Genomic DNA, 24,146 nt, shown 5'->3' with positions numbered 1-24,146 from the left:
CTCAAACCTTGATGTTGGTAATGATCTTCATGACGATCAGGTTCAGTGTCAGCATGATGCCGACAAAGAAACACAGCGGAATGAACCAAGGGTGATCCAGTACTTCGTCATAATAGCCGGGGTCTTTGACCAGAATGAAGACGAGGCACGCTACTGGGAATCCCGACAGGAACTTTCCGGACCATTGCGCCTCGGCGGTGATTGCCTTGACCCGGCGGAACAAGCGGAAACGGGCGCGGATCACCTGTGCCAGGCCGGCCAAAATTTCAGCCAGGTTACCACCTGACTGTTGCTGAATACCGACCGCGACCGCGAGAAAGCGCAAATCCTGCATGTCCAAGCGCTCGGCCATGTCTTTGAGCGCTTCGCCCACATCTCGACCATAGGCGCATTCATCTGCGATGATGCCCAGTTCGGTCCCAAGGGGATCCTGAACCTCGTTCGCCGCGATCTGAACCGAAGATACAAAAGGGTTGCCGACACGCAGCGAGCGGACCATCAGCTCGACCGCATCGGGAAGCTGCTCTTCGATCATGCTCATGCGTTTATTGGCTTTTCTGCTGACCCACATGAAAACAGCACCGACGCCGATGGCAATTGAAATCGCCGTACGCAAGACCGTGTCGGTTGCCGTACCAATGCTGAGAGCTACAAAAGCCGCGGCCGAAACAAGACCCATGATCATGATCAGTTGTCTTGGCGTAAACGCGATGGCAGCCTTTTGGGCCTTGTCAGCAAGTAGCGAATACAGAGGGATGCTCTGCGTTTTCATATGCTGCTGCATTTCCTTGCGCAGCTGTTCCAGAACTTGCTCGCGGCCCGCGCCCTTGTCGAGCATGTCCAGACGACGGTTGACCCGGCTGTTCAGGCTGATGGATTTGCCGAACGCCACAAGATAGATGCCTTCTACCAGGGCAAGGACACCCACGAAGATGGCGACATAGATGAGAGCCTCCATAGGCAATTGCATGTCGTAATCTCCTACATTGTGGTTGGGTCGTAGATGGACGAGGGCAGGTCAAAGCCCCACAGGCGGAAGCGCTCGGAATAGTGGCTGCGCACGCCAGTGGCGGTGAAATGACCAATGATTTTGTTATCGGGTGTCAAGCCAACGCGTTGGAAACGAAAGATTTCTTGCATCGAAATCACATCGCCTTCCATCCCGGTAATTTCGGTGATCGAGGTCATGCGACGCGAGCCATCCTGCAAACGACTGGCCTGCACGATCAGGTTCACAGCGCTTGAGATCTGGCTGCGAACCGCCTTGATCGGCATTTCGATCCCCGCCATCGCGATCATGTTCTCGAGACGCGAGATACCATCCCTTGCCGAGTTTGCGTGGATTGTGGTCATCGAGCCGTCGTGGCCGGTGTTCATGGCCTGCAGCATGTCGATCACCTCGGCGCCACGAGTCTCACCCACGATGATGCGGTCGGGACGCATCCGCAGGGCGTTTTTCAGACAGTCGCGGGGGCTGACCTCACCTTTTCCCTCAACGTTTGGCGGACGGCTTTCCATACGGCCAACGTGAGTCTGCTGCAGTTGAAGTTCCGCCGTATCCTCGATGGTCAAGATACGTTCAGCGTCGTCAATAAAGCTCGAAAGCGCGTTCAGAGTGGTGGTTTTACCGGAACCCGTACCGCCCGAGACGATGATATTCAGGCGTGTCGAAACGGCGGCTTGAAGATAGGCGGCCATTTCTTCGGTGAACGCACCGAAATTGACCAGATCATCGATACCTAGCTTGTCTTTTTTGAACTTACGAATCGAGACCAGCGAGCCATCAACAGCGATCGGAGGGACCATCGCGTTGAAACGCGAGCCATCGGCCAGACGGGCGTCAACATAAGGGTTGGATTCATCAACACGACGACCCACAGCGGACACGATTTTGTCGATGATCCGCATCAGGTGTTTTTCGTCTTTGAATGTAATGTCGCTGAGTTCCAGTTTACCCGCACGTTCGACAAAAATCTGTTGCGGGCCGTTCACTAGAATATCGTTGACCGTTTCGTCGCGCAGCAAGGTTTCAAGCGGGCCGAGGCCTGTGACCTCGTCATAAAGCTCTTTGTTCAGCTGAGTGCGATCGTCTCGGTTCAAAACGATGCTTTTGGCTTCCAGAACCTCGCTGGCGATAGCGCTGATCTCGGTGCGAAGCTCGGCCTCACCCGCGTTTTCAAGGGCGGCGAGGTTCAGGTTTTCAAGTAGCTCCCGGTGCAGTTCAATCTTGATCTCACTCAGGCGCTCTTTCCGTTTGCGGTCGCGGTCGGCGCTCGTAACCTCGCCAGCTTTCTTCTGAACGGGCTTGCGTGCAACAGCTGTTGCCGTTGGCGCTGCAGGGGCCGCTTCGGGCGCTTTGGCCGGAGTCTCGACCGGCTGCGCATCAGACGCTTTCTTATATCTGGAAAACATGGCGGCTCTTCCCTTGGGGTTGTGTTATGCGGCCTCGGCGTCGTTGCTGCCGAGGCTGTGGAGCGATTTTGCTAGCTTTGCAATTTCGCGGCGCAGCGGGTTTTTAGCGGCTGAACTGGCCAATGGCAGGCCATGATCGCCGCTTTGCATCACCGGCTTGCCCCCATCGGGCAATTGCAGGTCGATTGAAATTCCGAGGCTTTCGCCCATACGTTTGATGCGCCCCTTGCCGTTTAGATCGGTGAACTTGGGGGCCCGATTTAGGGCGAAGCGCAATTTGTTGAACGGCAGCTCTTCGGCCTGCAAGGCGCGTTTCAGACGCAATGCGTTCTGAGCCGAGCGCATGTCCAACTCGATCATGGCGAAATAGACATGTGCAGCTTGAAGAACGGTTTCTGACCACAAAACCAATGTCTTGGGCATGTCCACGATCACATAGTCGAAATGTTTGCGCGCCGTATCTATCACGCGCTGGATGTCTTCGGGCGTGATCAGATCCAACGGCACCATATCGGATGGAGCAGTCAAAACCTGCATTTTTTCTTCATAGCTTTGAAGGGCTTGCGAGAAGACCTCATCATCCATTGACGCTGTATCGGACAGCATCTCGAAAACGGTTTCACGGCGTGGCAGGTCCAGATAGGTCGAGACCGTGCCGTATTGCAGATCCAGGTCGATCAGACATACAGAAGGCGCGTCCTTGTCCGAGATCGTGGCAAGTTCCCAAGCCAGATTCACAGCCAGTGTCGTGGAACCAACGCCGCCCGCCAAACCTTGTACAACGAACAGAGCGCCTTCTTTTGATTCGCCACTGGTCAGAGAGGCAGCGGCTGCTTGTGCTGCAACGACAGGATCGGGCTTGTTCATACGCTCGATCGCTTCGCTCAGTTCGCCTTCGGGAAGCGGGTAGGGGACGAACTCATCCGCGCCTTTGCGCAGAAGCTGGTGTAGCGAGGCGGGGGTCACGTCCTCGGCAATAAGCACCACTTTGATCTTCTTGTCTTTTGCCTGGGTGATGATTTCGCCCATCAGCGAGAGGTTGTCTTCATCTTCACCATCAATGGCCAGGGCAACGAATTCCAGTGTTTCCGCTTCGGGTTGGCTGAAAAACGCGAGAGCTTCGGCAAAGCCAAGATCGCCCCAACGTTCACCCAGAATGGTTTCCATGTCTTCGATCAATAGATCAAAGTTCTGGACATCCCGGCTGATAGTGCAGGCCAGAATTCCCGAGTCGTTGTCTTGCGGCGTCGCGCTACTCATATACACAATCCTCGTAGAGAGGGCTTGGCATTTCATGCGAACGTGTACGCTCGGGTAGATTTGCTGTCGCCCCAATGCGGTCAATTTTGCCCGCAGGTCACCCTATTGTTCACAATGTTGCTTGGAAGTTGGGCGAGAATTTGGCGCAAAAGAACCAATTGTAGGGAAACGGGCGACGATGTCGCCCGTTCAGATGGGATTATCCACCACTGTCGCCGCCTGTGGCTTCGACCTCTTGGATAGCTGATATCGAAGTCGCGCTTTCGACGTATTCGCGGTAGATGATATCGGCGTACTTGCCATCCAGCGTCTGCGGTACGCGATCCACAAAGCCCGAAACCTCGGTCACCGTCCGGCGATTCCGGCGGTCGCGATTCGTTGTTGCAACCAGCGGACGCGTTTTGCCGAAAGAAACCACCGCCTCTAGTCGAGACCGCGAGATTCCCTGTTGGGCAAAGAAGGACACAACAGCCTGTGCCCGACGCAAGCCAAGGCTCTTGTTGTAGCTGGCGGAGCCAACTGCGTCCGTGTGGCCATAAACACGAAAACGTGCTTCGGGGAATTGTTTGATCCAATCCGCCTGCTGCAACAGAATTCGCTGGGCCGATGCATCCAGTTGTGAGCTGTTGAAGGCAAAGTTCACCTGGCTAGGCACTTCAGAGGCGAACCGACGGCTCAGAATCTGAGCGTATGTCAGTTCGCCGTTCATGACCTGTGAGTTATTCAGCGTCGCATTGCCAAAGGTACCCGCATCAATTTCATACCCGGCTTCGCGTGTACATGCGGTAACTGCGACCGAAAGACCTAAGGTGAGTATCAACGTTTTCATTGGTCCTAACCTCCTCATCAATCCAGAATATAGCCATAGGAGCTGCCAAAATCTTGCTTGGCCACTTCTGATGCGCCACCTGCGCCTGCGCGCTCGGTCCGAGCGACGCGACCGTTGATAAACAGGTCAAACTCGCTGGGGGGTTTTACTCGATCTGTCGGCAAAGCAAGTGTTTCCCCACGGGTTGGCGTGACCAGATGCGCAGTGATGATAATAACCAACTCACTCTGTTCACGCTGGTATTGAGCGCTCCGGAACAAGGTGCCCAGAACAGGAACGTCGCCCAACCATGGCACCTGATTGCTCAGATCTGCGAAGTCATCCTGAATGAGGCCCGCGATTGCAAAGCTTTCACCGTCGCGCAGCTCAATTGTTGTTGAGGTCTGGCGGGTAATGAAGCTTGGGACCGAATCGCCGTTGATCGTAAAGTCCGAAGACTCATCAATGCTCGATACTGCTGTACCAAGTTCCAAGTTGATAAGATCACCGTCGACCACGCGCGGAATGAAATCGATTTCAACACCGAACGCACGGTATTCGATGGCGACAACACCGTCATCCTGAGGAACCGGAATCGGGACTTCACCACCGGCGAGGAAGGTCGCCTGCTGACCCGAAAGGGCGGACAAGTTTGGTTCTGCCAGAGTACGTGCCAATCCCTTGGTTTCAAGGGCTTCAATCAGCAGTCGCACTTGCGTTGATCCGGCGCCAAAACCGAACAGAATTGCACCAGTATTGGATTGCGAAATCGGAATGTTGTTCGCCAGAGCATTACTCAACGCACCCTGAGTGTTGAGGGTGTTGAAACCCGCTGTAACGTCACCGCCGCCAAAGCCAAGCGATGTCGACAGGTTTTTCGCAACCGAGCGGTTCATTTCCGCAAAGCGCACCTTCAGCATGACTTGCTGAACGCCGCCAACCGACATCAGGTTTGACACCCGATCCGGGGCATAGCGTTCCGCCAGTTCCAAAGCACGCGCAAGTTTGGCTGAGCCCGAGACTGTCCCGGACAAAACGATTCCATCATTGGCTGTGCGCACTTCGATTTGTTCATTAGGCAGAATCTGCCGCAGGCGCTCTTTGAATTCTGTAATGTCTGGAGCTACGCGAACTCTAACATTGGCCAGAAGCATACCTGCGCCATCGAACAGAGTCAGCGTTGTCAGACCGGGCGCCTTACCCAAAACATAAATCGTGCGATCTGAAAGCGACGAGATGTCGGCAATGCCGGCATTCGCGATACTCAGTTCGGCAAACGGCTCTTCACTTTCAACAACAATCGCGCGGTTTACAGGTACTTCCAGCGTTTCCACTGTGCCCTTCTTCACCACGCGAAGAGTTTCGGCCCAAGCGGCATCGCCGACTGGGCTTACAACGAGCGACAACCCCAGCAGGGTTGCGCTGATCCAGGAACGTATTTTCATGTGACCTGCCTCTCCGATCACGCCTCGTTTTTATGGGTCTTATGCCCTATAGGCGAAACTCTGCGCGAAAACGGAATTTATTGCAATAATCAAGGGTTTCCGGAAGTTTCCTTATGTGGGCAATTGGCAACATAAGAATGAAAAGAGCCGCGCTTAACGCGCGGCTCAGCAGGTGTAAGGTCCTGAATAGGCGTCAGTTTGTGCAGGCGATTACATCATCTGCTATGTCACTGCCGCCGCGACGGATTCGAGTTTTACACACCGGTTGTTCTACGCGTTCTGGGACCGGGGCAGCTTCTTCCTCGACAACCCCGAGCAAAGCGCGTTGGTCGATCTCAATAACTTCGGATGACACGGTTTCGTCTTCGATTCCGACAAGGGCAAGCGTAAGGCGACCTGTGTTCTGCGCCTGAGTGAGCACTGCAACCTGTTCACGTGTGACCGCAACCGTAATCGTACGCGCGATGGTCGTTCCGGTTACATCTGTGCCTGCGATTTGGTCAATGGCGATCAGTTCAACTCGGGGCTGAATCAAGCGAGTGATCTCGCCGTTCGCTTCGGCGGTAGTCCCGCGACGCGAACCGGTCCAGTAGACGTCGACAAAGTCCCCAGGGCGCAAGAAGCCGGAAACGCCCGAAGCCACGTCAACCCGAATCGCGAAAGCGCGCATGCCTTTGTCCAATTGAGACGTTAGACCTGCCCCTTCGCCGGGTTGGGTGACTTTAACTTCCATTAGTGCTTCGTCTTTTTCCATCGTGCGAAGAACAAAACGGTCTTTACCAGCAGCCTCAGGGAACAGAACAGCCAGATCGGTGAAGCTGCCTTCTGGGATCGCGTTTTCTGGCCAATCAACGACGCGCACGTCGTCTTCTACCAGACGCTCTCCGTATTTCAGGGTTCGGTTTGATACAACGACACTTACGGTTGGAATCACTTCGATAGCCGCGTTTTCTGCTGCAGCTGCCTCTAACGCTGCTGCCGCAGCTTGTCGCTCACGGGCGAGTTCGTCCTGATAGGCAGCGATATAGTTCCGCGCCATGTAGACAGCGCCGCCAGCCAGAGCTAGCCCAACAATAAGGACAAGTCCGAATACCGCTCGCATACATCCACCTCATATTTCTGTCTGGCTTTGCTTCCAAAAGCCAGAGGATCAAATTTGTTCATTGTATGGGTAAAGGCTAATTGTGTCGAAATGTGGGACAAATCAGACTTTTCGTGCAGATTTTTGAGGTCGGGACACGCCCGTATCTGTTTGCAAACAACCATCCCAACAAGCCATACAAAACAAACAAAATCGCCATCCTTTGATGGCGATTGTCTGGCTTAGACGTCTTGCCGTGTTTGGTGCGGTCAGTTGCCGCCTGCGGTACCAGCAGTGGTAAAACCGCCACTGCCACCTGCCGATGTGCCGGTGCTGACGACAGAACTGCTAAGGGCCGTGTTCGTGTTCCCGCTCAAGCCGACGGTTGCGGTTGAAATTGCAAAATAAAGAAGCGTTGCCAGGCCAATGATCAACGCGGTCAAAACAACCCAGTCGACGGTGACCGCACCTTCTTCTGAGGTCTTAAATGTTCCAAGTATCTTTTTCATCATACACCTATTAAGGCCGTCGAGTCATGGCTTTGCCTTGCGAGAGAACATTCACAGGTGTCCCGATCGGCAACTTTCATTATTGTAGCTGCGCCGCAATGGCGTGAGTTGGGCGGAAAAGTGATTTTTATGCCGCATTTTCTGCTTGTTTTACATTAGCGTCGAAATAAGGAGGGCGCGTTTGTCGTGCGTAAGACATCTGAAGCGTCCTTTAGAGGTGTCCGGTGAAATAGAATGTTGGCAAAAGAAAACGTCGCGACGAAGGACGTCGCGACGCTCGATTTCGAAGACTAAACGTCTTGAATTAGTTGCTTGTGCCTGCTGCGGTGATACCACCTGCGGTACCGCTGTTTGTACCGGTGCTGATGGTTGCGCCCGACAGAGCAGTGTTGACGTCTGTCGCCAGGCCAACTGCACCACCCGAAATCTGGGTGTAAGCAACGGTGCCCAGGCCGATGACTGCTGCGGTCAGAACAACCCAGTCAACTGTTACTGCGCCGTCTTCGTCTTTGCGGAAGTTCTTGATGAACTTGATCATGTTACGTCCCTCCTAAAGGATCAAAAAAAGTGGTCTAAACCTCGGCGTCTTTCAGAGCTTTCTCTCTCAGTCCGCTCCCGATCGTCTCGGTATGCAACTATGTTTGCCTGTTGTGCGTGGCAGGAATTGGGCCAAACAGGGAAAATTTTGCTCGAGGCTTAACTTTTTAGTCATAAAAATGGTAAGTCATTGAAAGTAAATGTTTAAAAAGGTGTTGGGTTTTTTGGCTCACCCCCAGAGCGATGCAATTTTGCGGCAAATGAGGCGAAACTGCCCCAATTTGCTTGGTTTTTCTGGCCCTACTCGAAGATTCGGGGTTCAAATCAATCAAAACGAAAACATGAGGCAGGCAAATGAATCTCCGGGACGCAGTTACATGCGCCGGCGTATTGGCGTTTCTGGTATGCACGCCAGACACCGTACGCGCCGATGAGGTCGAACCGCGTGGTGTCTATAAAAGGATCAAGGCGCCCCAGCCGGGTCAGCGGCCAAAGATCAACATCCAGATTTCGGCCGAAGAACATGCATCCAGACCCTCGGCCCCGAGCACGGGATCAGAGCTTGTGGTCCCCGATATCATCAAACGTGCCAAAGTGCCGCCGTCGACCACGCCCAAAGTTGCGTCCAAGGCGCCGCCGAAAGGCGCGTATAAAGCGTTTTGGGAGAAAATCTCGCCCGAACTGGCACAAGCCGGACCAGGTAGGCTAGATTCGGCGATCAACGCCCTGGCCGCTACAAGCGTCTCGACACCCCGTTTGCAGACCCTGCAGGGTATCGTGAACAACCAAGGGCGCGATATCCTACGCTCGACCATTGGCACCAATGTTTCACCTGCGCTCGTGCTGGCGGTCATCTCGGTGGAATCAGCTGGACGGGCCGACGCGGTCAGCTCGGCCGGGGCGCAGGGGCTGATGCAGCTGATGCCAGCTACGGCCGAGCGGTTTGGCGTGCAGGACAGCTTCCAGCCCTCTCAGAATATCTCGGGTGGGGTCAAATACCTGGATTGGCTGATGGGTGAGTTTGACAATGACCCGATATTGGCGCTTGCCGGGTACAACGCCGGTGAGGGGGCCGTTCGCAAACACAGCGGTGTGCCGCCATATGCAGAGACGCGGGACTACGTGCCCAAGGTGCTCGCGGCTTTTCAAGTCGCGCGTGCGCTCTGCGCTACGCCGCCGGTCTATGCCTCAGATGGGTGCGTATTCCAGACTCTGAACTAGGACCTGCCTGTCGCAGCAGGCCCTGATCTTTGTTTAGTTGACGATGTTCGCCTCAGTTGCGGCGCGGATCTCGTCTTCGGTGACGCCTTCTGCGATCTCGACGATCTTCAGACCGCCTTCGACCACATCCAGAACCCCGAGGTTGGTGATGATGCGATTCACAACCTTTTTCCCGGTCAGCGGGAGGGTGCACTTTTTCAGCAGCTTGGATTTGCCGTGTTTGTTGGTGTGATCCATCACCACGATCACGCGGCCGACACCCGCCACAAGATCCATCGCTCCGCCCATGCCTTTGACCAGAACACCGGGAATCATCCAGTTGGCAAGGTCACCTTCTTCATCTACTTCCATCGCGCCCAGAACCGCGGCTGCGATCTTGCCGCCCCGGATCATCGCGAACGAGGTCGCGCTGTCGAAATAGGCGGTGCGTGACAGCTCGGTGATGGTCTGCTTGCCCGCGTTGATCAGGTCGGGGTCTTCTTCGCCTTCAAACGGGAAGGGGCCCATGCCCAGCATGCCGTTCTCGGATTGTAGAGTGATGTCCTTGTCGCCGACATAGTTTGCCACCAGCGTCGGAATACCGATGCCGAGGTTTACATACATGCCGTCTTCAAGCTCTTGCGCCGCACGGGCGGCCATCTGGTTCCGATCCCAAGGCATTATGCTTCCTCCTTCTTACGGGTGGTGCGCTGTTCAATGCGCTTTTCGTGATCGCCCTGAATGATCCGATGCACATAGATGCCCGGCAGGTGGATCGCATCCGGATCCATTGAACCGCGGGGGACGATCTCTTCGACTTCGGCGATGCAGATCTTGCCGCAGGTCGCGGCAGGCACGTTGAAGTTCCGCGCGGTCTTGCGGAAGATCAGGTTGCCGGTGTCATCGGCCTTCCAGGCTTTGACAATGGCCAGATCGGCAAAGATGCCTTCTTCCAGAATGTAGGTCTCGCCGTTGAATTCTTTGTGTTCCTTGCCCTCAGCGATCACGGTGCCCACGCCGGTTTTGGTGTAGAAACCGGGGATACCTGCGCCCCCTGCGCGCATCCGTTCGGCCAGAGTTCCCTGCGGATTGAATTCCAGCTCAAGCTCTCCGGCCAGATATTGGCGCATGAACTCGGCGTTTTCGCCGACGTACGAGCTGATCATTTTCTTGACCTGCTTGGTCTGCAGCAGGATGCCGATACCGAAATCGTCGACGCCTGCGTTGTTCGACGCAAAGGTCAGGTCCTGAGCGCCCGAGTCTTTGATCGCCTCTAGCAGCAGTTCCGGGATGCCGCACAGGCCGAAACCGCCCGCCGCGATCATCATGCCATCCGACAGCACTCCGTCGAGCGCGTCAGAGGCATTGGCATAGATTTTCTTCATGGAAAACTCCCCCAATGACATGGTGATGGGCAGGTTGTGCCGCCGCGTCAGGGGGAAGTCAACGAATCCAAGGGGCTGGTGGTATTTCTACCTATCCAACCCTAGCTTGCCGTTTTCTTCGTTGTTTTCTTTGCGGCTGCCTTCTTTTTTGGGGCAGCCTTTTTCTTCGTGCCTTTCTTTGCGGTGCGTTCATTGACCAGTTCGATGGCCATTTCTTGCGTCACATCTTCGGGCTTGATGTCTTTGGGAATGGTGGCGTTAACCTTTTCCCACTTCACATAAGGCCCATAGCGCCCATCAAGAACCTGCATGGCACCACCATCAGGGTGTTCGCCCAACTCTTTGAGGGGGGCTGCCGCCGCGCGCCGACCACGTCCCGGATTGGCGCGTTTTTCTGCCAGCATCTCGACCGCGCGGTTCATGCCGATCTCGAACACGTCATTGGGGTCTTTGACATTGACGTAGACCGGTTTCGCCTCTTCCGGCAGTTGGTGCATGATATACGGCCCGAACCGCCCGAAGTTCGAGCTGATCATACCGCCTTCGGGATGTTCACCAATCTGGCGGGGCAGGGACAGCAGGGTCAGGGCCTTCTCCAGATCTATGTCATCCTTGCTCCACCCACGCGGCAGAGAGGCGCGCGGGGGTTTCTTGTTCTCTGGCGTCGGCTCTCCGCGCTGGACATAGGGACCGAACCGGCCGGATTTCAGCCAGATCTCATCGCCTGCATCCTCACCGAGAAGACGCTCATCCCCTTCGGCCCCTTCGCCCGCGATGGGGCGAGTATAGGTGCATTCGGGATATTTGCCGCAGCCAACGAACCCGCCGGTACGAGAGGTTTTGAGATGCAGTTGCCCCGTCCCACATTTCGGGCAAATGCGCGGGTCCGAACCGTCCTCACGAGGTGGATACAATTGCGGGGCCAGCGCTTCGTCGAGCTTGTCCAGCACTTCCGAGATGCGCAGCTCAGACGTTTCGCCAATCGCGGCCGAGAAATCGCGCCAGAACTTGCCCAGCAGATCCTTGTAATCGCGATCGCCGGCGCTGACGTCGTCCAGCTCTTCTTCCAGATTCGCCGTGAACTCATAGCCCACGTATTGGCGGAAGAAGTTCAGCAGAAAAATGGTAACAATCCGGCCTTTTTCCTCGGGGATCAGGCGGTTCTTGTCCTTGCGCACATATTCGCGGTCCTGAATCGTGGTCACGATCGAGGCATAGGTCGAAGGACGACCGATCCCCAGTTCCTCCATCCGTTTGACCAACGTGGCCTCGGTATAGCGCGGAGGCGGCTGAGTGTGGTGCTGCAGCGCCAGAACGGATTCGTTTTCGGACAGAATTGCTTCTTTCGCGGTTTTTGCGCCTTCTGTGACCTGAGCCTCACCTGTCGCCTTTTCGAATTGGCCAATCAGAGAGTCCTTGGCAAACCGCGCAGGATCGCCCTGCATGATCTGAGGCAGGCGCTTTTCGTCGTCATCTGCCACATCGTCGCGGCCCTCTTCGTAGACCCGCATAAAGCCGTCAAACAGCACCACCTGACCGGTCGCGCGCAGGCCGACCTGAGCATCGTCGCTGCCGATTTCAACGGTTGTGCGTTCCAGGCGCGCAGCAGCCATCTGGCAAGCAATCGTGCGCTTCCAGATCAGATCGTAAAGCTTGCGCTGATCTTCATCGGTCACCTTCAGCTCTTTTGCATCGCGCGTCATATCCGTCGGGCGAATACATTCGTGCGCTTCCTGCGCGTTCTTGGCCTTGTTCTTGTAGATGCGCGGGCTGTCCGGCACATATTCGGCGCCATAGCGATCAGAAATCGCGTCGCGCGTGGCGGCGACCGCTTCGGGGGCCATGTCGATGCCGTCAGTTCGCATATAGGTGATGTAGCCTGCCTCATAGAGGCGTTGCGCCACCTGCATCGCGTGCCGCGCACCCATGCCGAACTTGCGGCTAGCCTCCTGTTGCAGGGTCGAGGTCATGAAGGGCGCGCTGGGGTTGCGTGCCGCAGGTTTCGCCTCGACCGAGGTCACGCTTAGCGCGCGGCTGGTGATGGCCTGAACAGCCAGCTCCGCCTGTGTCGCGTCTTTCAGATCGTGCTTGTCCAGCTTTTTGCCGGCATAGGTGACCAGGCGCGCCTCGTAGGTTTGACCGCGTGGTGTTTCGAACAGGGCCTTGACCGACCAGTATTCGACCGGCTTGAAGGCTTCGATCTCCATCTCGCGTTCGACGATCAGCCGCAGGCAGACAGATTGCACCCGACCTGCCGATTTCGCGCCGGGCAATTTACGCCACAGTACCGGCGACAGGTTGAAGCCCACCAGATAGTCCAGCGCGCGGCGGGCCAGATAGGCCTCGACCAGCGGCATGTCGACCTCGCGCGGGTTTTGCATCGCCTGGGTGACGGCCTCTTTGGTGATCGCATTGAAGGTCACGCGGCTGACCGGTGTATCTTTCTTGATCGAGCGCCGCTTGGTCAGCGCTTCCTGCAAGTGCCAACTGATCGCTTCTCCCTCGCGATCGGGGTCGGTTGCGAGGATCAGGGCGTTGTCTTCCTTCAGCGCATCGGCAATCGCTTTGACGTGCTTTTTGCTGTCATTGCCAACCTCCCACTTCATCTCAAATTCGTGGTCGGTATCGACTGATCCATCCTTGGGCGGCAGGTCCCGAACATGGCCATAAGAGGCCAGAACCGTGTAGTCGGGGCCGAGATACTTATTGATTGTTTTTGCTTTGGCCGGAGATTCTACAACAACTACGGGCATTTAAGGGGAAACCTCGCTCGACGAATAGGGCGCCTGTTATGGTCGTGCAAAATGTGTGGGGCAAGGCCGGAATGTCAATGCGTTCCTTTTGCAGTATGAAAAACCCCAAGATTTCAGCGCCCTATATGCCTTTGGGGTAGGCGAACCCTGACAGGGGTGCCACGTGGCGGCACGCCAATTTCAGGTTGCTAGCGACAAAAGCCCACCGGGTTGGCGCTGGATTCGGCCCTCAAGTTCCAGATCTACCAAAGCGGGACCAAGATCACCGGCCGAAGCTGCGATATCGCGCAGAAGTTGGTCCTCGGCGATGGGCGATGGGCCGAGACGCTCCAGGATTTGATCGTGCAGCGCCACAGCGAGTGTCTGTGTTGGCGTAGCAAGGGGCTCACCGAGCGTTTGGACGCGATTTTCTACCTCGGGCAGGGCTTCGATGACATCTTCCGCAGACCGGATCAAGGTCGCGCCGTCCCGAATCAACGAATTGCATCCAGAGGCCCGAGCATCGAACGGATGGCCGGGAACGGCGAGGACCTCGCGCCCTTGGTCCAGCGCGTCCCGTGCGGTGATGAGGCTGCCCGATTTAGCTGCGGCCTCGACGACCACGACCGCCTGTGCCAGCCCCGATATAATCCGGTTGCGGCGCGGAAAATGGCGGGCTTGTGGTGTCAGCCCCATAGGTTGCTCGGAGAGGCGTAGACCGGCCTCGCCGATCTTATGCGCCAGGTCCGTGTTCTCGGCCGGGTAGATGACATCAACCCCTCCGGCCATCACGGCGATGGTGCCGGTGTCAAGCGACGCCAGATGGGCCGAAGTGTCGATCCCTCGGGCCAGACCAGAGACAATAACATGGCCGAGATCCCCGAGTTTTTTCGCCAGACCACGCGCCATACGCGCGCCGAGCGAGGAACAATTCCGCGCGCCCACCATTGCGATTGCGGGTTTCTTCAGCATGGAAAGATCGCCAACGGCCCAAAGAAGCGGCGGCGCGTCAGATACATCCTGCAGAGCTATTGGAAAATCGGCGGACCCAAGGCACACAAGCCGCGCTTTGGCGGCTTGTGCGGCCTTGAGTTCCGCCTCAATCACGCCGGGAGGGCAGATTTCATACCCGTTTATTCCGGCAGCGCGTGCCATTTCAGGCAGCGCGGCCAGCGCGTTCTGCGCTGAGCCATGTTCGCTTAGCAGCCGACGAAACGTCGCCGGACCAACCTTGCGTGAGCGCAATAGGCGGAGCCACGAAAACCGATCCTCTTCCGTGGTGGGTGGGAGTGGGGGGTGATTGGAAGAATGCTGCTCTTCGGTCATCCGATGCTCCGCCTGATTGCAGAACTGGTTTACGGGTGTCGGGGTTAACAGCCTGTAAATCGTCGAAAATTAGATGCAATTTTCTTAGTGAGTCCATTGGGGAACGCCGCTAACAATATGAACTATATAAACAAAAACCTCACTAAGATGCGTGGGTTGAATTTCCAATTGACCTCGGCCCCTCTGGCAAAAAGGCGCAGCGTTAACCCTGTGCCTTTCCTAATTCAGGTGATTCCGACTCAGGCAGCAGAGCCTCCGACGGTCAGTCCGTCCATCAGAACTGTCGGTTGGCCAACACCCACGGGCACCCATTGACCATCCTTGCCGCAGGTTCCCATTCCCGGATCCAGCGCCATGTCGTTGCCCAACCCACGGATGCGGTTTAGCGCAGAGGGTCCATCCCCGATCAGCGTCGCGCCTTTGACCGGAGCGCCGATCTTGCCGTTTTCGACCCGATAGGCCTCGGTACAGGAAAAGACGAACTTGCCGTTGGTGATGTCGACCTGACCACCACCGAAACCCACGGCCCAGATCCCGTCCTTGATATCAGCAACCAGAGCAGCCGGGTCGGCATCGCCGCCCAACATCACCGTGTTGGTCATGCGGGGCATCGGTTTGTGCGCGTAGCTTTGCCGTCGTCCATTGCCGGTAGGGGCGACGCCCATCAGGCGCGCGTTCTGGCGGTCTTGCATGTACCCAGTCAGGATACCGTCCTCGATCAATACGGTCCGCGAGCTTGGCGTTCCCTCGTCATCCACAGTGATCGAGCCGCGCCGATCGGCAATCGTGCCATCATCCACCACGGTCACGCCCTTGTAGGCAATTTGCTGCCCCATCAGCCCTGCAAAGGCCGAGGTGCCCTTGCGGTTGAAATCCCCTTCCAGCCCGTGCCCAATGGCTTCGTGCAGAAGGATACCCGGCCAGCCGGGGCCCAAGGCGACCTCCATCACCCCCGCAGGGGCAGGGACTGCTTCGAGATTAACCAGCGCGATCCGCAGGGCCTCACGCGCCTTGTTCCGCCAGTCGGCGGGGTCGATCAGCCCGCTCAGGCCGACACGGCCACCACCGCCCGCCGAGCCGCTTTCACGGCGACCATTCTGCTCGACAATGACCGAGACATTAACCCGAGTCATCGGGCGCACGTCGCGCACCAGCACGCCGTCGGGGCGCAGGATCTCGACCTCTTGCACTGCGGCGGCGATGGTCGCGCTGACTTGCACGACGCGGGGGTCCAGATCGCGAGCGAAGGCGTCGATCTCGCGTAGGGTCTCGACTTTGACCGGAAAGCTGGCGGTTTCGATGGGATCTTCATCGGTATAGAGGCGTTTGTTTGTTGCCATAGGGGCCTCGGCCAAGGTGCCCCCTCCGTAGCCAACGGCCAGCCGAGCGGTCTCGGACGCGCGTTTCAACGCGGGAATCGAAACGTCTGTCGAATGTGCATAGCCCGCTACTTCGCCCTGAACGGCCCGCAGCCCGAATCCCTCGGACGCATCGTAGGATGCTGTCTTCAACCGACCATCGTCAAAGACCAGAGACTCGGATTTCCGCCGTTCGACAAACAATTCTCCGTCCTCGGCCCCGGCGGTCGCCGATTGCAAAATGGAGAGCGCTTCATCATGCGGAAGAGCGCTTTCAAAAGGGCGAAACGGGGCCTGAGTCATGGGTTGTGACCTTTCCGGTTTGATCCAGATCAAAAATAGCGTCTGTTTGACGCAAGCATTTTGCTTTATCTACCCGCAGGAATATGGTTTTTAACGCGGCCAAAGACAACGGGTGTGGTTTCACCGATTCATACCTTTTCGCCAGAGACGCAAAGATCAAACGATCAGGACAAGACATGAAGAATGCTTTGATGCTTTCCGGGCTTGCTACGGCCCTCTCCAGCCTTCCCGCCATGGCTCAGGAGCTTGAGATAATTGGCAAGCCGGTTGACGGTGGAATGGGCTTTCAACCCGCAGCGACCAGCCTTGCAGACGGGATTCACAGGCTGGACGCGATGATTCTGGTGATCATTACCGTGATCTGCCTGTTTGTTGCTGCGCTGCTGGTTTACTGCATCGTGCGCTACAATCAACGCGCCAACCCGACACCGGCGCGGTTCTCGCACTACACCCCGGTTGAAATCGCGTGGACTTTGGGTCCGATCCTGATTCTGGTGTTCATCGGCGCTTTCTCTTTGCCGGTTCTGTTCAAGCAGCAGGAAATCCCCGAAGGTGACGTGGTTATCAAAGTGGTCGGCAACCAGTGGTACTGGACCTACGAATATGTTGATCACGATTTCGCATTCGACAGCTACCTGCTTGGCCACCCCGCCACGCTGGATGAAGGCGCACGCCCTGCAGACGCGGATGTGACCCCCTTCGTTCTGGATGACGCCATGCGCGCCAAACTGGCTGATGCGGGCTATAGCGACGACGAATGGCTGCTGGCCACCGATACCGCCGTTGTGGTTCCGGTCGGCAAGGTCATCGTGATGCAGGTTACCGCATCTGACGTGATCCATTCGTGGACGATCCCGTCCTTCGGTGTGAAGCAGGACGGCGTTCCCGGTCGTCTGGCCGAGCTGTGGTTCGAAGCTGACAAAGAGGGCGTCTATTTCGGCCAGTGTTCCGAGCTTTGCGGCAAGGACCACGCGTATATGCCGATCACCGTAAAAGTGGTCAGCGAAGAGGCCTACGAACAGTGGCTGAATGGCGCGATCGAAGAATATGCGGGCACGCCGCAGAACTTCCAGGTGGCCTCGAACTGAGCGTAGACTGGGCGTTCGCGCCTTAGAATACTCGTTAGCTGCGCGCTAAACCGCGCAGCTTTCGCCCCAAAAGGACCCGAGATGACCGACGCAAGCATCAATGCCAGCACATCGACCGCCAAGGCATACGCGGATGAGGCCAGCTTTGGCGATTATTTCGCCCTGCTGAAGCCGCGTGTGATGTCTCTGGTCGTGTTTACGGCTCTTGTCGGTTTGCTGGCCGCTCCGGTGTCGGTGCATCCGTTCGTGGGTTTCTGCGCCATTCTGTTTATCGCCATCGGTGGTGGCGCGTCTGGTGCGCTGAACATGTGGTGGGATGCGGATATCGACCGGGTGATGAAGCGGACCAAGGGCCGCCCGATTCCCGCTGGTAAGGTACAAGAAGGCGAGGCGCTTTCCTTGGGTCTGGCGCTGTCCGGCCTGTCGGTGATCATGCTGGGCCTTGCGACCAACTGGTTCGCCGGCGCGTTTCTTGGTTTCACCATTTTCTTCTACGTTGTGGTCTACACGATGTGGCTGAAACGCTCGACGCCGCAGAACATCGTGATCGGCGGCGCGGCAGGGGCGTTCCCTCCGGTGATCGGCTGGGTTGCCGCAACCGGGTCGATGACGCTTGAGCCGTGGCTGATGTTTGCTCTGACCTTTATGTGGACGCCTCCACATTTCTGGGCATTGGCGCTGTTCATGCGCTCGGACTATGACGATGCGGGCGTGCCCATGTTGACCGTGACCCATGGTCGTCGCGCGACCCGTAAGCATATTCTCGTTTACACCGGCCTTCTGGCTGTTCTGGCCGTTGGCACCGCGTTCTCAGACGTCGGCGGGCCGATCTATCTGGCAGTTGCCATGGTGCTGAACGCCCTGTTCCTGCGTGGCGCATGGCAGATCTCGCGCCGCACCGAAGACGACGCGGAAGCGGACAATTTCAAGGTCGAGCGGAGTTTCTTCAAGCTGTCACTGCTGTACCTGTTCCTGCATTTTGGCGCGATTCTGGTTGAGGCGCTGCTGAAACCCTACGGCTTGGGAGGGTGGTGATGAGCCTGCGCAAAAGCCATGAAATTCACCAACGTCGTTTCAGCCGAAACCTGGGTGTTGGCCTGACACTTGCGGCCTTCATCGTGATCATCTTCGGCCTCACAATCGTCAAGGTCTCGGGCACCAGCCTGGGTCAACCCGTGCAGGAGGTGCAAAACTGATGGCTCTGTCCGGTCCTCAGAAAACTGTTGTGCAAACCGTGGGTGTGGTTGTCCTGATGGGCAGCCTCGCCTGGGCGGCCGTGCCTTTTTACGACTGGTTCTGCCGTGTTACCGGATTCGGAGGCACCACCGGCGTCGCCGAAGCCGCGCCTGATGATATCCTCGACCGCAAAGTGACGGTCCGTTTCGACGCATCAAAAGCCAAGGACATGGCGTGGGAGTTCAAGCCCGTCGAGCGTGAGATGGAGGTGCGCATCGGTGAAACCGGGCTGGCCTTCTATGAGGCCTACAACCCGACTGATCGCCCGATTGCCGGACAGGCGTCCTACAACGTCGCGCCGTATTCGGCAGGTGGGTATTTCCAGAAGATCGCCTGTTTCTGCTTTGAAGAGCAGGTTTTGCAACCCGGTGAGCGGGTAGAGATGCCGGTCAGCTTCTTTGTTGATCCGGAAATGGTCGAAGACCTTGAAGCGAAATATGTGCATACGATTACTCTGTCGTATACATTCTACGAAATTGACCTGCCCGAGGGCTATGCCGCCCTTGAAACGCAGGAAGACACAAACACGAACTAACGCCTTTAGGTGAGGGACGCTGATGGCACACGCAAAAAACCATGATTATCACATTCTGGCCCCGTCGATCTGGCCGCTGATCGGCGCTGTCGGTGGCTTTGTGATGTTGTTCGGAGCCGTCCTTTGGATGCACGGTGTGACCCCGTGGCTGTTCTGGGCCGGTCTCGTTGCCGTGCTGTACACCATGTTCGCGTGGTGGTCCGAAGTCGTTGTGGAAAGCCGTCAGGGCGACCACACGCCGGTTGTGCGCATCGGTCTGCGCTATGGCTTCATCCTGTTCGTGATGTCCGAGGTGATGTTCTTCTTCGCCTGGTTCTGGTCGTTCTTCAAACATCGCATGTACCCGATGTACGACTATGCGGGCACCGAATACATCCAGCCGGATATCCACGCGGTTGATCCGTTCCACCTGCCGCTGATCAACACTCTGGTCCTGCTGCTGTCGGGCTGTGCGATCACCTGGGCGCACCACGCTCTGGTTCACGACAACGATCGCAAGGCGCTGATCAACGGTCTGGCCATCGGAATCGTGCTGGGTATCCTGTTCACGGCGCTTCAGGCGTTTGAATACTATGAATTGCTGGCCCATGAGGATTGGCAGTTTGGCGGTGACCAGTTCTACTCGAACTTCTTCATGGCAACCGGCTTCCACGGCTTTCACGTAGTGATCGGTACGATTTTCCTGACAGTCTGTCTGATCCGCGCGCTGAAAGGGGACTTCACCCCCGAGAAACACGTCGGTTTCGAGGCCGCAGCCTGGTACTGGCACTTCGTTGACGTGGTCTGGCTGTTCCTGTTCTTCGCAGTCTACATCTGGGGACAGGCGCCGCTGTTCTAAGCGGCTTTGGTATTGAACTGCAAAAGCCGCTCTTCGGGGCGGCTTTTTCGCATTTTCGAGGGCAAGATTGCGCCCCATACAATTGCGTGGTTGCATTCTCGTGCCTGCCCCCCTTAACAAGACGCCGGTTCCTGCAACGAGCGATAGTCCTTCCATGCGCCGCACTCTGTTTCTGCTGATCTTCAGTCTCGCCGGTTTGGGCGTATTGCTGTGGCTTGGTGCGTGGCAGGTCCAGCGTCTGGCGTGGAAGCAAGAGATCCTTTCCGAGATTGACAGCCGCATCGCCGCCGAACCAGTTCCGCTGCCGCAACAGGTGTCAGAGGATGAAGACAAATATCTGCCTGTGACGGTCTCGGGTGATATGGAGCCGGGCGAGATCCACGTTCTGGTCTCGGTCAAGCAAGTCGGGGCCGGGTATCGCATCATCCAGTCGTTCAGCACCGAGGATCGCACCATTTTGGTGGACCGGGGTTTTGTGCCAACCACGGCCAAGCAGACTGACCGTTTGACCGGCCCGATGGAGGTGACAGGCAACCTGCATTGGCCAGATGAGATCGACAGCTATACGCCTGAGGCCGATATCGACAGCAACATCTGGTTCGCCCGCGACGTGCCCAATCTGGCCGCCGCGCTGGGGACCGAGCCGATCTTGCTGATCGCCCGGTCTCAGACCGATCCGGGCGTGACCCCGCTGCCGGTCGACACGGCTGGGATTCCCAATGATCACCTGCAATATGCAATCACATGGTTTGGACTGGCCCTCGTCTGGGCCGCGATGACCGGATACTTCCTGTGGCGCAATCGCGCCCCTTCTGAGAGTGACCCGCAATGAAATACATCTCGACCCGTGGCCAAGCGCCTGAACTGAGCTTTGAAGAGGCGATGCTGACCGGGCTGGCCCGTGACGGTGGCCTGTACCTGCCGGCCGAAATCCCTACGCTCAGCCATGACGAGATCGCCGCCATGGCTGGTCAGTCCTACGAGGAGATCGCGTTTCGCGTGATGTGGCCCTATGTCAGCGGTTCCTTCGCAGAGGATGAGTTCAAACAGATCATCGCCCGCGCCTATGAAGGCTTCGGTCACGACGCCCGAGCGCCGCTAAAGCAACTGAACGAAAACCACTTCCTTTTGGAGCTGTTCCACGGGCCCACTCTGGCCTTCAAGGATTTTGCCATGCAGCTGATTGGTCAGCTGTTCCAGGTGGCCCTGAAACGCCGCAACGACCGTGTGACCATCGTTGGCGCGACCAGTGGCGATACCGGCTCGGCCGCGATTGAGGCATTCCGGGGGCTGGATGCGGTGGATGTTTTCATCCTCTATCCGCATGGACGGGTGTCCGAGGTGCAGCGCCGCCAGATGACGACGCCAGCGGATAGCAACGTTCATGCGCTCGCCGCGGATGGTGATTTTGACGATTGCCAGGCTGCACTGAAGGATATGTTCAACGATTTCGATTTCCGGGATGAGGTCAAACTGGCCGGCGTGAACTCGATCAACTTTGCCCGCGTTCTTGCGCAGATCGTCTACTACTTCTCGGCCGCTGTCAGCCTTGGCGCGCCGCATCGCAAGGTAAGCTTCACCGTACCGACCGGCAATTTCGGCGACATCTTCGCAGGCTATCTGGCCAAACGCATGGGTCTGCCCATCGACCGGCTGGTCGTGGCGACCAATCAGAACGACATCCTGCACCGCTGCCTGTCGGGCGAGGGCTATTTCAAGGGTGAGACCATCCCCTCGATCAGCCCGTCGATGGACATTCAGGTCAGCTCAAACTTCGAACGCGCCCTTTACTATGCCTATGGCGAGGATGGCAGCGCGGTCGCTCAGTTGATGGATGAGCTGAAATCTGGTGGTTTCAACGTCAGCCAAGGCGCGATGGAGGCCTTGCGCGAGAGCTTTGATTCGGGCCGCGTGTCCGAAGATGAAACGCTTGAGACGATCAAACATACTTTGGCCCATAGTGCCGAGCTGGTCTGCCCGCATTCGGCCATCGGCATCAAAGTGGCTGAGGACCACCGCGCAGCAGATGTGCCGATGATCACTCTGGCCACCGCGCACCCGGCGAAATTCCCGGCTGCGGTCGAGAAGGCGAGCGGGGAACATCCGCCTCTTCCATCCCGCATGTCTGATCTGTATGAACGTCCGGAACGGGTGACGCGGATTGCCAATGATCTGGGTGCCCTCGAGGATCATATCAGAAGGCATATCGCTGAGTGACAGTCAGACAAGACCAGCTGAAGAACGGCTTTCGTATCGTCAGTGAACATATGCCGGGGCTGCAATCGGCAGCCATCGGCATCTGGGTGACCGCCGGCGGGCGGCATGAGCGGATCGAACAGAACGGGATCGCGCATTTCCTTGAACATATGGCGTTCAAGGGAACCGAGCGGCGTTCTTCGCTGCAAATCGCAGAGGCGATTGAGGATGTAGGTGGCTACATCAACGCCTATACCTCGCGCGAAGTGACGGCCTATTACGCGCGCGTCCTGAAAGACGACGTGGCGCTGGCGATGGATGTGATCGGCGACATCGTTCTGAACCCGGTTTTCGATCCGCGTGAGATCGAAGTTGAACGTGGCGTGATCCTCCAGGAAATAGGTCAGGCCTATGACACGCCGGACGACGTGATTTTCGACTGGCTGCAGGAACAAAGCTATCACGACCAGCCGCTGGGTCGCACCATTCTTGGGCCGACCGAGCGGGTCAGCTCTTTCTCGCGAGAGGATCTTTCAGGATTCGTGGCCGAACATTATGGTCCCGAACAAATGATCCTGTCGGCAGCGGGCGCTGTCGATCACGAAGCCCTGATGAAAATGGCCGAAGAGATGTTCGGCCATCTGCAGCCGCGCAAAGGTCTGGTCCCCGAAGCTGCCCGCTTTACCGGCGGGGAGGCGCGGCAAGAAAAGGATCTGGAGCAGGCGCATTTTGCTCTGGCGCTGGAAAGCCCCGGCTATCGCGATGACGGGATCTATACCGCGCAGATCTATTCGACGGCATTGGGCGGTGGCATGTCTTCGCGCCTGTTCCAGGAAGTGCGTGAGTCGCGCGGGCTCTGCTACACGATCTTTGCGCAGACCGGGGCCTATGCGGATACCGGCACGACCACGATTTACGCGGGGACGTCTGCCGATCAGGTCGCAGAGCTGGCAACCATCACGATTGACGAGATGAAGCGCGCTGCCGATGACATGAGCGAAGAAGAGGTCGCTCGCGCCCGTGCGCAGATGAAAGCCGGGATGCTGATGGGTCTGGAAAGCCCCTCGAACCGGGCCGAGCGTCTGGCGCGTCTGGCGCAAATCTGGGGGGGGGTGCCTTCGTTGGAAGATACCGTCGCCAAGATTGATGCCGTCAGTACCGAGGATGTCCGGGCCTTCGCTGAACGTATGGCCGTTCAGGCCCCGGCGGCCTTGGCGCTCTATGGTCCGGTCTCAGACGCGCCGTCCTTGGCAGAACTGCAGGAGAGGCGTGCGGCGTGATGCTGTTGGGCAGGCGCAAGCTGAGACTTGAAACCGCGCGGCTCAGGCTGCGCCCGCCTGTGCATTCGGACTTCAACGAATGGGCCGCTCTGCGCCGCGCTTCAGAGGAGTACCTGACCCCCTGGGAGCCGATCTGGGCGCAGGACCATTTAAGCCGCAAGTCTTTCACCAACCGGGTCTATTGGGCGCAGCGCTCGGTCGCCAGCGGAACCGCGATACCGTTGTTTCTGTTCCGCCGCTCAGACGACGTGCTGGTGGGGGCGATCACACTGGACAACATCCGCCGCGGTCCTGCGCAGGCTGGAACGCTGGGCTATTGGACTGGGCAGAGTTTTGCGCGCAACGGCTACATGCGCGAGGCTATCGGAGCGGTCGTTCATCACGCCTTCACTCGTCTTGATCTGAGCCGGATTGAGGCGGCCTGCTTGCCGGAAAACAAGCCCTCTCGCGGGCTGCTGGAAAGCTCGGGTTTCAAATACGAGGGTGTCGCGCAGTCCTATCTGCAGATCAACGGGCGGTGGCGGACGCATGTTCTCTACGCCAGTTTGAGGTCGGACCGGCGGGGCAGGACGGACGCAGGCTAGGGGGCTCTGCCCCCGTCGCGGCAAGCCGCGCCT

Annotated in this window: 23 protein-coding genes; 10 read left to right on the top strand and 13 right to left on the bottom strand. The window is 57.4% G+C overall.

Annotation, left to right across the window (positions count from 1 at the left end):
• Position 1: 1 nt before the first annotated feature.
• From ACR0IP_RS09935 to ACR0IP_RS09900, 8 genes are all read right to left on the bottom strand, one after another.
• Positions 2–970, bottom strand: a complete 969-nt coding sequence (locus ACR0IP_RS09935) for a type II secretion system F family protein (RefSeq protein WP_170377839.1) — start codon at positions 968–970, stop codon at positions 2–4.
• An 11-nt stretch (positions 971–981) separates the two neighbouring features.
• On the bottom strand, positions 982–2,412 hold the full coding sequence (locus ACR0IP_RS09930; protein WP_170377841.1) for a TadA family conjugal transfer-associated ATPase: 1,431 nt from the start codon (positions 2,410–2,412) through the stop codon (positions 982–984).
• Positions 2,413–2,436: 24 nt separating this feature from the next.
• Positions 2,437–3,672 (bottom strand): AAA family ATPase, encoded by a 1,236-nt coding sequence (locus ACR0IP_RS09925; protein WP_170691136.1) that lies wholly within the window; start codon positions 3,670–3,672, stop codon positions 2,437–2,439.
• A gap of 199 nt (positions 3,673–3,871) precedes the next feature.
• The gene (locus tag ACR0IP_RS09920) at positions 3,872–4,501 is read right to left on the bottom strand and encodes an OmpA family protein (RefSeq protein WP_170377845.1); all 630 of its coding nucleotides are present in this window, start codon (positions 4,499–4,501) and stop codon (positions 3,872–3,874) included.
• Positions 4,502–4,518: 17 nt separating this feature from the next.
• Positions 4,519–5,925 (bottom strand): type II and III secretion system protein family protein, encoded by a 1,407-nt coding sequence (locus ACR0IP_RS09915; RefSeq protein WP_170691138.1) that lies wholly within the window; start codon positions 5,923–5,925, stop codon positions 4,519–4,521.
• 193 nt (positions 5,926–6,118) lie between these two features.
• Positions 6,119–7,027, bottom strand: coding sequence for a Flp pilus assembly protein CpaB (gene cpaB / locus ACR0IP_RS09910; protein WP_170719414.1), 909 nt, complete (start codon positions 7,025–7,027; stop codon positions 6,119–6,121).
• Positions 7,028–7,275: 248 nt separating this feature from the next.
• Positions 7,276–7,515, bottom strand: coding sequence for a pilus assembly protein (locus ACR0IP_RS09905; RefSeq protein WP_170378134.1), 240 nt, complete (start codon positions 7,513–7,515; stop codon positions 7,276–7,278).
• A 304-nt stretch (positions 7,516–7,819) separates the two neighbouring features.
• Positions 7,820–8,053: a hypothetical protein gene (locus tag ACR0IP_RS09900; protein WP_170377851.1), complete on the bottom strand. Its 234-nt coding sequence runs from the start codon at positions 8,051–8,053 to the stop codon at positions 7,820–7,822.
• A gap of 353 nt (positions 8,054–8,406) precedes the next feature.
• On the opposite strand from ACR0IP_RS09900, the gene ACR0IP_RS09895 reads away from it, so the two are divergent.
• On the top strand, positions 8,407–9,273 hold the full coding sequence (locus tag ACR0IP_RS09895; protein WP_170377853.1) for a lytic transglycosylase domain-containing protein: 867 nt from the start codon (positions 8,407–8,409) through the stop codon (positions 9,271–9,273).
• Between the two features lie 33 nt (positions 9,274–9,306).
• Here the strand turns inward: ACR0IP_RS09895 and ACR0IP_RS09890 are convergent, their stop codons facing one another.
• The 5 genes from ACR0IP_RS09890 to tldD form a co-directional block, all read right to left on the bottom strand.
• On the bottom strand, positions 9,307–9,933 hold the full coding sequence (locus tag ACR0IP_RS09890) for a CoA transferase subunit B (RefSeq protein ID WP_170554670.1): 627 nt from the start codon (positions 9,931–9,933) through the stop codon (positions 9,307–9,309).
• Positions 9,933–10,637: a CoA transferase subunit A gene (locus ACR0IP_RS09885; protein ID WP_480525295.1), complete on the bottom strand. Its 705-nt coding sequence runs from the start codon at positions 10,635–10,637 to the stop codon at positions 9,933–9,935. The genes ACR0IP_RS09890 and ACR0IP_RS09885 overlap by 1 nt, the downstream gene beginning before the upstream one ends.
• Positions 10,638–10,738: 101 nt before the next feature.
• On the bottom strand, positions 10,739–13,390 hold the full coding sequence (gene topA, locus ACR0IP_RS09880; RefSeq protein ID WP_480525293.1) for a type I DNA topoisomerase: 2,652 nt from the start codon (positions 13,388–13,390) through the stop codon (positions 10,739–10,741).
• Positions 13,391–13,570: 180 nt separating this feature from the next.
• Positions 13,571–14,695, bottom strand: a complete 1,125-nt coding sequence (gene dprA / locus ACR0IP_RS09875) for a DNA-processing protein DprA (RefSeq protein ID WP_480525291.1) — start codon at positions 14,693–14,695, stop codon at positions 13,571–13,573.
• A 239-nt stretch (positions 14,696–14,934) separates the two neighbouring features.
• The gene (gene tldD, locus ACR0IP_RS09870; RefSeq protein WP_480525289.1) at positions 14,935–16,356 is read right to left on the bottom strand and encodes a metalloprotease TldD; all 1,422 of its coding nucleotides are present in this window, start codon (positions 16,354–16,356) and stop codon (positions 14,935–14,937) included.
• Between the two features lie 176 nt (positions 16,357–16,532).
• Here tldD and coxB point away from each other — a divergent pair, with 176 nt between their 5' ends.
• The 9 genes from coxB (at position 16,533) to ACR0IP_RS09825 (ending at position 24,113) form a co-directional block, all read left to right on the top strand.
• A complete protein-coding gene (gene coxB / locus ACR0IP_RS09865) occupies positions 16,533–17,444 on the top strand; it encodes a cytochrome c oxidase subunit II (RefSeq protein WP_170471948.1) in 912 nt (303 codons plus the stop codon).
• 81 nt (positions 17,445–17,525) lie between these two features.
• Positions 17,526–18,479, top strand: coding sequence for a heme o synthase (gene cyoE, locus ACR0IP_RS09860; RefSeq protein ID WP_480525288.1), 954 nt, complete (start codon positions 17,526–17,528; stop codon positions 18,477–18,479).
• Positions 18,479–18,640: a hypothetical protein gene (locus ACR0IP_RS09855; protein ID WP_170462197.1), complete on the top strand. Its 162-nt coding sequence runs from the start codon at positions 18,479–18,481 to the stop codon at positions 18,638–18,640. The genes cyoE and ACR0IP_RS09855 overlap by 1 nt, the downstream gene beginning before the upstream one ends.
• A complete protein-coding gene (locus ACR0IP_RS09850; protein WP_170377874.1) occupies positions 18,640–19,215 on the top strand; it encodes a cytochrome c oxidase assembly protein in 576 nt (191 codons plus the stop codon). The genes ACR0IP_RS09855 and ACR0IP_RS09850 overlap by 1 nt, the downstream gene beginning before the upstream one ends.
• 22 nt (positions 19,216–19,237) lie before the next feature.
• Positions 19,238–20,053 (top strand): cytochrome c oxidase subunit 3, encoded by an 816-nt coding sequence (locus ACR0IP_RS09845; protein ID WP_170377876.1) that lies wholly within the window; start codon positions 19,238–19,240, stop codon positions 20,051–20,053.
• Between the two features lie 154 nt (positions 20,054–20,207).
• Positions 20,208–20,885, top strand: coding sequence for an SURF1 family protein (locus ACR0IP_RS09840; RefSeq protein WP_480525287.1), 678 nt, complete (start codon positions 20,208–20,210; stop codon positions 20,883–20,885).
• The gene (gene thrC, locus ACR0IP_RS09835; protein ID WP_480525285.1) at positions 20,882–22,270 is read left to right on the top strand and encodes a threonine synthase; all 1,389 of its coding nucleotides are present in this window, start codon (positions 20,882–20,884) and stop codon (positions 22,268–22,270) included. Before ACR0IP_RS09840 ends, thrC begins: the two co-directional genes overlap by 4 nt.
• A complete protein-coding gene (locus ACR0IP_RS09830; RefSeq protein WP_480525283.1) occupies positions 22,267–23,529 on the top strand; it encodes a M16 family metallopeptidase in 1,263 nt (420 codons plus the stop codon). The genes thrC and ACR0IP_RS09830 overlap by 4 nt, the downstream gene beginning before the upstream one ends.
• The gene (locus ACR0IP_RS09825) at positions 23,529–24,113 is read left to right on the top strand and encodes a GNAT family N-acetyltransferase (RefSeq protein WP_480525281.1); all 585 of its coding nucleotides are present in this window, start codon (positions 23,529–23,531) and stop codon (positions 24,111–24,113) included. The genes ACR0IP_RS09830 and ACR0IP_RS09825 overlap by 1 nt, the downstream gene beginning before the upstream one ends.
• Positions 24,114–24,146 lie beyond the last annotated feature (33 nt).

Source organism: Ruegeria sp. AL11 (genome assembly GCF_056540865.1).
Note: the sequence above shows the minus strand (reverse complement) of the source record. Positions and strands in the feature narration are given on the sequence as shown.

What these genes read in the sequence shown, in the direction of transcription:
- ACR0IP_RS09855 (WP_170462197.1), top strand. Translation starts at nt 18,479, where the DNA reads ATGAGCCTGCGCAAAAGCCATGAAATTCACCAACGTCGTTTCAGCCGA.
- dprA (WP_480525291.1), bottom strand. Translation starts at nt 14,695, where the DNA reads ATGACCGAAGAGCAGCATTCTTCCAATCACCCCCCACTCCCACCCACC.
- thrC (WP_480525285.1), top strand. Translation starts at nt 20,882, where the DNA reads ATGAAATACATCTCGACCCGTGGCCAAGCGCCTGAACTGAGCTTTGAA.
- topA (WP_480525293.1), bottom strand. Translation starts at nt 13,390, where the DNA reads ATGCCCGTAGTTGTTGTAGAATCTCCGGCCAAAGCAAAAACAATCAAT.
- coxB (WP_170471948.1), top strand. Translation starts at nt 16,533, where the DNA reads ATGAAGAATGCTTTGATGCTTTCCGGGCTTGCTACGGCCCTCTCCAGC.
- ACR0IP_RS09825 (WP_480525281.1), top strand. Translation starts at nt 23,529, where the DNA reads ATGCTGTTGGGCAGGCGCAAGCTGAGACTTGAAACCGCGCGGCTCAGG.
- tldD (WP_480525289.1), bottom strand. Translation starts at nt 16,356, where the DNA reads ATGACTCAGGCCCCGTTTCGCCCTTTTGAAAGCGCTCTTCCGCATGAT.
- cpaB (WP_170719414.1), bottom strand. Translation starts at nt 7,027, where the DNA reads ATGCGAGCGGTATTCGGACTTGTCCTTATTGTTGGGCTAGCTCTGGCT.
- ACR0IP_RS09900 (WP_170377851.1), bottom strand. Translation starts at nt 8,053, where the DNA reads ATGATCAAGTTCATCAAGAACTTCCGCAAAGACGAAGACGGCGCAGTA.
- ACR0IP_RS09930 (WP_170377841.1), bottom strand. Translation starts at nt 2,412, where the DNA reads ATGTTTTCCAGATATAAGAAAGCGTCTGATGCGCAGCCGGTCGAGACT.
- ACR0IP_RS09890 (WP_170554670.1), bottom strand. Translation starts at nt 9,933, where the DNA reads ATGCCTTGGGATCGGAACCAGATGGCCGCCCGTGCGGCGCAAGAGCTT.
- ACR0IP_RS09850 (WP_170377874.1), top strand. Translation starts at nt 18,640, where the DNA reads ATGGCTCTGTCCGGTCCTCAGAAAACTGTTGTGCAAACCGTGGGTGTG.
- ACR0IP_RS09915 (WP_170691138.1), bottom strand. Translation starts at nt 5,925, where the DNA reads ATGAAAATACGTTCCTGGATCAGCGCAACCCTGCTGGGGTTGTCGCTC.
- ACR0IP_RS09920 (WP_170377845.1), bottom strand. Translation starts at nt 4,501, where the DNA reads ATGAAAACGTTGATACTCACCTTAGGTCTTTCGGTCGCAGTTACCGCA.
- ACR0IP_RS09895 (WP_170377853.1), top strand. Translation starts at nt 8,407, where the DNA reads ATGAATCTCCGGGACGCAGTTACATGCGCCGGCGTATTGGCGTTTCTG.
- ACR0IP_RS09885 (WP_480525295.1), bottom strand. Translation starts at nt 10,637, where the DNA reads ATGAAGAAAATCTATGCCAATGCCTCTGACGCGCTCGACGGAGTGCTG.
- ACR0IP_RS09935 (WP_170377839.1), bottom strand. Translation starts at nt 970, where the DNA reads ATGCAATTGCCTATGGAGGCTCTCATCTATGTCGCCATCTTCGTGGGT.
- ACR0IP_RS09845 (WP_170377876.1), top strand. Translation starts at nt 19,238, where the DNA reads ATGGCACACGCAAAAAACCATGATTATCACATTCTGGCCCCGTCGATC.
- ACR0IP_RS09840 (WP_480525287.1), top strand. Translation starts at nt 20,208, where the DNA reads ATGCGCCGCACTCTGTTTCTGCTGATCTTCAGTCTCGCCGGTTTGGGC.
- ACR0IP_RS09905 (WP_170378134.1), bottom strand. Translation starts at nt 7,515, where the DNA reads ATGAAAAAGATACTTGGAACATTTAAGACCTCAGAAGAAGGTGCGGTC.
- ACR0IP_RS09925 (WP_170691136.1), bottom strand. Translation starts at nt 3,672, where the DNA reads ATGAGTAGCGCGACGCCGCAAGACAACGACTCGGGAATTCTGGCCTGC.
- cyoE (WP_480525288.1), top strand. Translation starts at nt 17,526, where the DNA reads ATGACCGACGCAAGCATCAATGCCAGCACATCGACCGCCAAGGCATAC.